Source organism: Vibrio sp. SCSIO 43135, assembly GCF_023716665.1.
Lineage (GTDB): Bacteria > Pseudomonadota > Gammaproteobacteria > Enterobacterales > Vibrionaceae > Vibrio > Vibrio paucivorans.
Window position 1 is genome coordinate 1,790,085 of record NZ_CP071859.1, and the last position, 9,732, is coordinate 1,799,816.

A 9,732-nucleotide genomic window follows, 5' to 3' on the forward strand; every position below is an offset into this window, starting at 1 on the left:
CTATCATTAGAGCTCTAAACTTTGACCTCTATCGACCATTGACCGGTATTCCAACCTATACATCTAACTACTTATAGATAGAACTTTTCAACACGATGAATTTGATGTATTTTCGCCAAAACTCGCCTGTTATTTAACGCTTACTGGGTAACTTCATTGGAAAAACACGAAGAAGTATTGGTATCAATACGACAAATTATAAGAGCGATAGATCTCCACTCTAAAAAGCTGAGCAAAGAATCCGGCCTTACTGGCCCACAGTTGATTTTGATGCGCTCGATTCAAGAGTTAGGAGAAGTCACCATTCGTCAGCTTTCAAACCACACGAATATGAGCCAAGCGACAGCTACAACTATCTTAGATAGGCTGGAGCGAAATGGTTATGTTCAGCGTGTAAGAAGTAATACCGATAAGCGTAAAGTTCATGCCTATTTAACTGAAAAAGGCACCGAGCGTATTAAGTCGGCTCCGCGCCCACTTCAAGACAGCTTCATTAACAAGTTCCAAGCGATGGAGGAATGGGAGCAAAGCCTACTGCTCTCCTCTGTTCAGCGTATATCGTCAATGATGAACGCCGAGGATATCGATGTGGCACCAGTGCTCGAGCTAGGTAGTATTACCAAAGCAGAATAGAACGATTTAAAAACTAAAAAGCTCAGCAAATGCTGAGCTTTTTTAGATGTTTAGTTTGGGATCTTGTCTGGATTATTAACGTAATACATATCAAGTAACTCCTTGCCGTAATAAACCTCGGTTTGTAAGTGAAGCACCAGCATAACCATTGCAACCACAACGAAGATGAGATTAAACCTTGATGTAAACTTTGTCCTCTTCTGTTCTCCAAACACCGCTATTGAAATGCCAACAACGACAAACGGGTAGGAAAAAAGCATCGCCAACAAAATGGCCAGATACGTAGAAATCGCCATCGGTGTGTCATAACCCATAAACCACCTCCTGTCATTTATGAAGTAAACCTACCATATCAACGGGCTCAATATTGAGAAGCTAGAAACTTCTCGCTTAAGCGCGACTCGTTGTCGCTAACAAAGCCCCCGCTCCGATAAATACGCCACCCGTCAAACGGTTGAACATTTGAGCTCGACCTTTAGCAAAAATCCAATTAGAGGATTTAGTCCCTAAATAGCCATAGATTAATAGCCAACTTAGTTCCATCACCATAAAGGTAATAGTGAAAATGGAATACTGAGGAAGCAAAGCAGCTTGTGCATCAATGAACTGTGGAAACAGTGCGGTAAAGAAAAGAATCGCTTTGGGGTTGCTTGCTCCGACAATAAACCCGCTCACATAGTGCTTAACGGCACTGGTTGGGACGACAAGAGCCTCACTCATTTCATAGTTTTGCTCTTTCGACGTAAGGGCTTTGTATCCCAAATAGGCTAAGTAGGCCGCGCCACACCACTTAATAATGTTAAACACCAGTTCAGACGAAGCGATAATGACGCCTAAGCCAGTGAACGATAGTGTTAAAACACCCGTAATTGCGGTTAGGCTCCCCAACGCAGTAAACAACGCACCTTTAAAGCCCGTAGTTACACCCTTAGTCATACACAGTAACGAGCTTGGGCCTGGCGACGCAGTTAAAATCAGTACAGCAAAAAAATAAACAATCCATGTTTCTAAATTCACACTCAACTCCTTTGAAGTGAAATTCATCCGAATATTCAATTAATCAGATATCAGTTACGATGTAAATACTAAATTTGTCTAAGCTCTGGCGCTTCTTTAAAACTGACAAATAATATTGGTTCGGCTTTATTGTTGAATAGATACAAAAAACCGAGCACATGGCTCGGTTTTTATTAGAATAGCGAGGAATTACTCTTCGTTATTTGCTTCGTCTGAATTTGAAGATTCACCAGCTTCATTGGATACCGCTTCAGTTTGCTCACTTTCTTCAAAGTCAGCTTCTTCCACTTCTTCAATACGCTGTAGGCCAACGACATTTTCATCTTCCGCAGTACGGATCAAAGTAACACCTTGAGTATTACGACCAACTTGACTCACCTCTGCCACACGAGTACGCACTAGCGTACCGGCATCAGTGATCATCATCATCTCGTCGCCTTCCTCAACTTGAATGGCTCCAACCACTGGACCGTTACGTTCAGAGACCTTAATCGACACAACACCTTGAGTTGCACGGCCTTTCGTTGGGTACTCAGCAAGTTCAGTACGTTTACCATAACCATTTTGAGTCACAGTCAGTACGTCACCCTCATTTGAAGGAACGATTAGAGAAACAACTTGATCGTCTTCTGCTAGCTTCATACCGCGAACACCTGCCGCTGTACGTCCCATAGCACGAACTTTGTCTTCGCTAAAGCGAACAACTTTACCTGCTTTCGAGAACAACATGATGTCGCTATCACCATTAGTGATATCTACACCGATCAATGAATCATCGTCGCGTAGGTTAACCGCAATCAGGCCGTTAGCGCGCACGTTAGAGAATTGATCAAGTGATGTTTTCTTAACGGTACCGTCACCAGTCGCCATAAAGATAAACTTCTCTGGACTGAATTCTGAAACCGGTAGAATCGCAGTAATACGCTCATTCTCTTCCAGAGGAAGGATGTTCACAATTGGCTTACCACGCGCTGTACGACTTGCCAGTGGTAATTGGTATACCTTCAAGCGATATGTTTTACCGCGAGTCGAGAAACATAAGATGTTGTCATGAGTATTCGCAACAAGCAGACGCTCAATGTAATCCTCTTCCTTCATCTTAGTTGCGCTCTTACCTTTACCACCACGACGCTGTGCTTCGTAATCGCTTAGTAATTGGTACTTCACGTAACCTTCGTGAGACAGCGTCACTACAACATCTTCACGAGCGATTAGCTCTTCCATATCGATGTCGTGGCTTGCAGCTGTGATTTCTGTACGGCGAACATCACCAAATCCATCACGAACGGCTTCAAGCTCTTCACGAATAACTTCCATCAGACGTTCAGTGCTTGCAAGAATTCGCATTAACTCAGCGATTTCTTCTAGCAATGCTTTGTATTCGTCAAGAATCTTCTCATGCTCTAGGCCTGTTAGTTTCTGTAGACGAAGATCAAGAATCGCTTGAGCTTGCTGTTCAGTTAGGTAGTACTGGCCATCACGGATACCGTATTGAGCTTCTAGCCACTCAGGGCGAGCTGCATCGGTACCAGCGCGCTCTAGCATTGCCGCAACATTACCAAGATCCCAGCCACGGGCTGTTAAGCCTGCTTTCGCTTCCGCTGGAGTTGGTGCTTTACGGATTAGTTCGATGATCTCATCGATATTCGCAAGAGCAAGAGCCAAACCTTCAAGAATATGCGCACGTTCGCGAGCTTTGCGCAATTCGAAGATAGTACGGCGAGTTACAACTTCACGACGGTGATCCACAAAGCACTTCAACATATCTTTCAGGTTGAATAGCTGTGGCTGACCATTGTTCAGTGCAACCATGTTAATGCCGAACGTAGTTTGCAGCTGAGTCTGCGCGTAAAGGTTATTAAGGACAACCTCGCCTACCGCATCACGCTTACATTCAATAACAATACGCATACCGTCTTTGTCAGACTCATCACGTAGTGCACTGATACCTTCGACTTTCTTATCTTTAACTAGCTCGGCAATCTTTTCGATTAAGCGAGCTTTGTTCACCTGGTAAGGGATTTCCGTAACAATAATGGTTTCTTTACCATTCTTGTCAGCTTCGATATCCGCTTTAGAGCGCATATAGATCTTGCCGCGACCAGTCTTATAAGCATCTACGATGCCTTTACGACCACTGATCAAAGCAGCAGTTGGGAAATCTGGACCTGGAATGTAGTCCATTAGCTCATCAATAGTGATCGCTTCATTATTGATGTATGCCAAGCAACCATCGATTACTTCCGTCAAGTTATGCGGAGGAATGTTCGTTGCCATACCTACTGCGATACCTGAAGCACCGTTTACCAATAGGTTAGGAATCTTTGTAGGAAGAACTGCTGGAATTTGTTCAGTACCATCATAGTTAGGTACATAGTCCACAGTTTCTTTATCTAAGTCAGCCAGCAGTTCGTGGGCAATTTTTGCCATGCGAACTTCGGTATAACGCATTGCCGCTGCTGAGTCACCATCGATCGAACCAAAGTTACCTTGGCCATCGACTAGCATGTAGCGAAGTGAGAACGGCTGAGCCATACGTACAATAGTATCGTATACCGCGCTATCACCATGTGGGTGATATTTACCGATTACGTCACCTACCACACGGGCAGATTTTTTATATGGTTTATTCCAATCATTGCCTAGTACATTCATCGCGAATAATACGCGGCGGTGTACAGGTTTTAGGCCATCACGCACATCTGGAAGAGCACGACCCACGATAACTGACATCGCGTAGTCTAGGTATGAACCTCGAAGCTCATCTTCAATGTTTACGGGCGTGATCTCTTTAGCTAGATCGCTCATAGAGCCATTATCCCTCTATAGTTTGATCGTATGTTCGATACGTACAAGGTCGAAAAATATAACATACTATTAGCCTGTTCGGCATTACTTTCCCTCTCCTTTTATCAGGTTGTGAGCTTGGTTGTGAATCAATTGCCGAGAATTTGCACACTCGTCCAATATCCATATGAAAAACGGTGATTTTTTGTTCGGTTATTTACGAATATACTGCTTACTATGTTCATGCCGCGAGTTGTGGTTATAATGCCCGCAATGTTCATGGAAGTATTTCGAATGTGAGTAACTCGATTATGACTAAGCCGCAAAACGTCGATCCTAGTGAAATTAAAAAATTTGAGGATATGGCCTCACGTTGGTGGGACCTAGAAGGCGAATTTAAACCTCTACATCAAATCAACCCACTTCGTCTTGATTATGTGCTTGAGAAATCTGGCGGACTGTTTGGCAAGAAAGTGCTAGACGTTGGCTGCGGTGGCGGCATCCTCGCAGAAAGCATGGCGAAAACTGGCGCTGAAGTGACAGGCTTAGACATGGGTAAAGAGCCTTTAGAAGTCGCGAGGCTACACGCACTCGAAACAGGAACAACCCTTACTTACATTCAAAGTACGATTGAAGATCATGCTAGCGATAATGCACAGACATACGACGTGGTGACCTGTATGGAGATGCTGGAACATGTTCCAGATCCCCTTTCTGTTATCCAATCTTGTGCCGCATTAGTGAAGCCTGGCGGTCATGTCTTTTTCTCAACCCTAAATCGCAACATGAAGTCTTATTTGTTTGCCATTGTGGGGGCTGAAAAGCTACTTAAAATTGTTCCAGAAGGCACTCACGACCACGACAAGTTCATTCGCCCTTCTGAGTTGATCAAAATGGTCGATAAAACGGATCTTCAAGAGCTTGGTATCACAGGTTTGCACTACAACCCATTGACCGACAGCTATAAATTAGGATCCAATGTCGACGTCAACTATATCGTTCATACGCAAAAGCTCTAGTCGTTGATCAATAAATGGCGCAAGGCGGTAGCACAAGCTCACCGCCTTTTTTAGTCAAAAAACAAACAAATTTTGTCGATTAGATTCCATTTTGACCAACTCAATTTTCGCTCCCCATTTTGTTCAAAGATCAAGAGATTTTTTTTTGTTTGTGGTTACAAATAAACCGATCATGAAACGGTAATTTTCTACAATCACACCAGCTCTATTTTCATCGGTTAGTAGACACTTACTGTTTTTTTTATTTTTGTCAGTTATCCACAACTCTTCCCAGATCTGTACCTTGAAAAGGTTGGGATATAGCACTATCTTGTAACCCGAATAACGAAGCACCCCTATATCTTGTGTTTGAACTACAATATAGAGGTAGAGCTTGATCACAAAGCCGATATGCACTTTTCAAAATTTGCAGTTAAAAAGATTCAATAATACGGCTTTAATCAGTTTTGTTAGGGAAATTAAGCAGAATGAACCAACAACTCACCGTCACTAAGCGTGATGGCCGCAAAGAAAACATTGATCTCGACAAGCTACACCGTGTCATTACATGGGCTGCCGAGGGCCTGCAAAATGTTTCTGTATCTCAGGTAGAACTAAGAGCTCACATTCAGTTCTACGAAGGCATCACCACATCAGATATCCACGAAACGATCATCAAGTCAGCAGCGGATCTTATTTCAGAAGAAACGCCAGACTATCAATACCTAGCTGCACGTCTTGCTGTATTCCATCTACGTAAGAAAGCGTATGGCCAATATGAGCCACCAGCGCTATACGACCACGTAGCTCGACTTGTAGATATGGGTAAGTACGACAAACACTTACTAGAAGACTACACAAAAGTAGAGCTTGATGAACTGAATGAGTACATCGATCACAAGCGCGATCTAGACTTCTCTTACGCTGCTGTAAAACAGCTTGAAGGTAAGTACTTCGTACAAAACCGTGTGTCTGGTGAAATCTACGAAAGTGCGCAGTTCTTGTACATGTTGGTCTCAGCATGTTTGTTCGCGAATTACCCTAAAGAAACGCGCCTCGATTACATCAAGCGTTTCTATGATGCGACATCTACCTTTAAGATTTCTCTACCTACACCGATCATGTCTGGTGTACGTACTCCGACTCGTCAGTTCAGCTCATGTGTTCTTATTGAATGTGGCGATAGTCTTGACTCTATCAACGCAACAGCAAGTTCGATCGTACGCTACGTTTCTCAACGTGCAGGTATCGGAATTAACGCTGGCCGCATTCGTGCGCTAGGTTCTGAGATCCGTGGTGGTGAAGCATTCCATACTGGTTGTATTCCATTCTATAAGTACTTCCAAACTGCGGTTAAATGTTGTTCTCAAGGCGGCGTACGTGGCGGTGCAGCAACAGTATTCTACCCACTATGGCACGGTGAAGTTCAGTCGCTGCTCGTACTGAAGAATAACCGTGGTGTTGAAGAAAACCGTGTACGTCACATGGACTACGGCGTTCAGTTGAACAAACTTATGTACGCTCGTCTTGTTGAAGGTGGCGACATCACTCTGTTCTCTCCATCAGACGTCCCTGGTCTATACGATGCATTCTTCGAAAACCAAGAAGAATTTGAGCGTCTATATGTTCAGTACGAAAACGACCCTTCTATCAAGAAAGAGAAAGTGAAAGCCGTTGAGCTGTTCTCTCTGTTAATGCAAGAGCGCGCTTCTACTGGTCGTATTTACATTCAGAACGTGGACCACTGTAATACACATAGCCCATTCGACTCAGAAGTCGCACCTGTTCGTCAATCTAACCTATGTTTGGAAATCGCGCTGCCAACGAAGCCGCTTACAAACGTTGAAGATGACTCTGGTGAAATTGCTCTGTGTACACTATCGGCATTCAACCTTGGTGCAATCAACTCTCTAGATGACTTCGAAGAGCTATCTGACCTAGTCGTTCGTGCGCTAGATGCACTACTTGACTATCAAGACTACCCGCTTCCAGCGGCGTACAAGTCGACTATGAATCGTCGTACTCTAGGTGTTGGTGTAATCAACTATGCATACTACCTAGCAAAACACGGTGTGAAGTACTCTGACGGCAGTGCAAACGGCCTAACTCACCGCACATTTGAAGCGATTCAATACTACCTATTGAAAGCTTCTGTAGCGCTAGCTAAAGAGCAAGGTAAGTGTCCATCATTTGATGAGACTAATTACGCGAAAGGTTTACTACCAATCGACACTTACAAAAAAGATGTCGACCTAGTATGTGATGAGCAACTTCACTATGACTGGGATGGTCTGCGTGAAGAGATCATGACTCATGGCTTACGTAACTCAACGCTAACAGCATTGATGCCTTCTGAAACATCATCGCAGATTTCAAATGCGACTAACGGCATTGAGCCACCACGTGGTTACGTATCTGTTAAAGCATCAAAAGATGGCATATTGAAGCAAGTTGTACCTGATTTCGTTAACTTGAAAGACAACTATGAGCTTCTTTGGAATATCGGCTCGAACGATGGCTATTTACATCTCGTCGGTATCATGCAGAAGTTTGTTGACCAAGCGATCTCAGCTAATACCAACTACGACCCAAGTGTATACGACAGTGGTAAGGTTCCAATGAAGAAGCTGCTTCAAGACCTTCTTACTGCCTATAAATACGGCGTGAAGACACTGTACTACCACAACACTCGTGATGGTGCGAAAGATGAGCAATCTGGAGCGGTAGCCGTTCAAGAAGATGATTGCGCTGGCGGCGGTTGTAAGATTTAATTCGACGCCAACAAACAGAATAATGATTTAAGTGCCCTTCTCGAGAGAGAGGGGCTTAAAAGGAATTGAGGCATTTATGGCTTACAGTACTTTTTCTCAAAACAAGAATGACCAACTCAAAGAACCAATGTTCCTAGGTCAATCAGTAAACGTTGCTCGTTACGACCAACAGAAATTTGAAATTTTCGAAAAGCTAATCGAAAAGCAGCTTTCTTTCTTCTGGCGTCCAGAAGAAGTTGACGTATCTAGCGACCGTATCGACTACAACAAGCTTCCTGAGCATGAAAAGCACATTTTCATCTCTAACTTGAAGTATCAAACGCTGCTAGATTCAATCCAAGGCCGTAGCCCTAACGTTGCTCTACTTCCACTGGTATCTCTACCTGAAGTAGAAACTTGGATTGAAACATGGTCATTCTCAGAAACGATTCACTCTCGCTCATACACGCACATCATTCGTAACATCGTAAATGATCCTGCTATTGTGTTTGACGACATCGTAGAGAACGAGCATATCCTTAAGCGTGCAAAAGACATTGCACACTACTACGACGACCTAATTCAGCTAACTAACGACTACCACCGTTACGGTGAAGGTACACACGAACTGAATGGCGAAACAGTGACTGTTAGCCTGAATGATCTGAAGAAGAAACTGTACCTATGTCTGATGTCAGTGAACGCACTTGAAGCTATTCGCTTCTATGTAAGCTTTGCGTGTTCATTTGCTTTCGCTGAGCGTGAGCTAATGGAAGGTAACGCGAAGATCATCAAGCTAATTGCACGTGATGAAGCACTACACCTAACAGGTACTCAGCATATGCTGAACCTACTTCGCAATGGTCAAGACGACTTCTCATTCATGCAAATTGCAGAAGAATGTAAGCAGGAATGTTTCGACCTGTTTAAAGAAGCAGCAGAGCAAGAAAAAGAATGGGCAGAATACCTATTCAAAGACGGTTCAATGATCGGCCTTAACAAAGACATCCTGTGTCAATACGTTGAGTACATTACCAACGTTCGTATGCAGGCTGTAGGTTTAGGTACGGCTTACCCAGAAGCGACTTCTAACCCAATCCCTTGGATTAACGCTTGGTTATCTTCTGATAACGTACAGGTTGCTCCACAAGAAGCGGAAATCAGCTCTTACCTAGTAGGCCAAATCGATAACGAAATTAACGCGGATGACTTCGAGGGCTTCGAACTGTAATGCCAACGATAAAAATCAACACGCTCACAGCGATTGAGTCTAACCCATCAAACACTCTGTTAGAAACAATGGAGAATGCTGGATTGGAGCCAGAGTATAACTGCCGAGATGGCCACTGTGGTGCTTGTCGTTGTACTTTGAAATCAGGTGAAGTCGAGTATGTTGGTTTTGCTATGGCATATACACAAGGCGACGAAATCCTTCCGTGTATTTGTAAAGCCAAAAGTGACATTGAGCTTGAGAATGTCAGCTACCGTTTGAAAGAAAAACGAGCTTAGCTATCTTGCTATACAAATAGATAATAAAAAGACCAGCC

Annotated in this window: 8 protein-coding genes; 5 read left to right on the plus strand and 3 right to left on the minus strand. The window is 43.6% G+C overall.

Going from position 1 to position 9,732, the window contains the following annotated elements; all coding sequences use genetic code 11:
• Window positions 1-156 precede the first annotated feature (156 nt).
• Entirely contained in the window at window positions 157-633 is a 477-nt protein-coding gene (locus J4N42_RS08030) for a MarR family winged helix-turn-helix transcriptional regulator (protein ID WP_252027335.1), read from the plus strand.
• Between the two features lie 50 nt (window positions 634-683).
• Here J4N42_RS08030 and J4N42_RS08035 read toward each other — a convergent pair whose 3' ends face one another.
• The 3 genes from J4N42_RS08035 to gyrA all read right to left on the minus strand — a co-directional run bounded on the left by J4N42_RS08035 (window position 684) and on the right by gyrA (window position 4,458).
• Window positions 684-947: a hypothetical protein gene (locus tag J4N42_RS08035; RefSeq protein ID WP_252027336.1), complete on the minus strand. Its 264-nt coding sequence runs from the start codon at window positions 945-947 to the stop codon at window positions 684-686.
• 76 nt (window positions 948-1,023) lie between these two features.
• Entirely contained in the window at window positions 1,024-1,650 is a 627-nt protein-coding gene (locus J4N42_RS08040) for a LysE family translocator (RefSeq protein WP_252027337.1), read from the minus strand.
• Between the two features lie 189 nt (window positions 1,651-1,839).
• Complete coding sequence (gene gyrA / locus J4N42_RS08045; RefSeq protein WP_252027338.1) at window positions 1,840-4,458, minus strand: DNA topoisomerase (ATP-hydrolyzing) subunit A; 2,619 nt, start codon at window positions 4,456-4,458, stop codon at window positions 1,840-1,842.
• A 290-nt stretch (window positions 4,459-4,748) separates the two neighbouring features.
• On the opposite strand from gyrA, the gene ubiG reads away from it, so the two are divergent.
• The 4 genes from ubiG to yfaE all read left to right on the plus strand — a co-directional run bounded on the left by ubiG (window position 4,749) and on the right by yfaE (window position 9,694).
• Entirely contained in the window at window positions 4,749-5,456 is a 708-nt protein-coding gene (ubiG, locus tag J4N42_RS08050) for a bifunctional 2-polyprenyl-6-hydroxyphenol methylase/3-demethylubiquinol 3-O-methyltransferase UbiG (protein WP_252030809.1), read from the plus strand.
• A gap of 467 nt (window positions 5,457-5,923) precedes the next feature.
• Window positions 5,924-8,206: a class 1a ribonucleoside-diphosphate reductase subunit alpha gene (gene nrdA, locus J4N42_RS08055; protein WP_252027340.1), complete on the plus strand. Its 2,283-nt coding sequence runs from the start codon at window positions 5,924-5,926 to the stop codon at window positions 8,204-8,206.
• Between the two features lie 76 nt (window positions 8,207-8,282).
• A complete protein-coding gene (nrdB, locus tag J4N42_RS08060; protein WP_252027342.1) occupies window positions 8,283-9,416 on the plus strand; it encodes a class Ia ribonucleoside-diphosphate reductase subunit beta in 1,134 nt (377 codons plus the stop codon).
• A complete protein-coding gene (gene yfaE / locus J4N42_RS08065; RefSeq protein ID WP_252027343.1) occupies window positions 9,416-9,694 on the plus strand; it encodes a class I ribonucleotide reductase maintenance protein YfaE in 279 nt (92 codons plus the stop codon). The genes nrdB and yfaE overlap by 1 nt, the downstream gene beginning before the upstream one ends.
• Window positions 9,695-9,732: the final 38 nt, after the last annotated feature.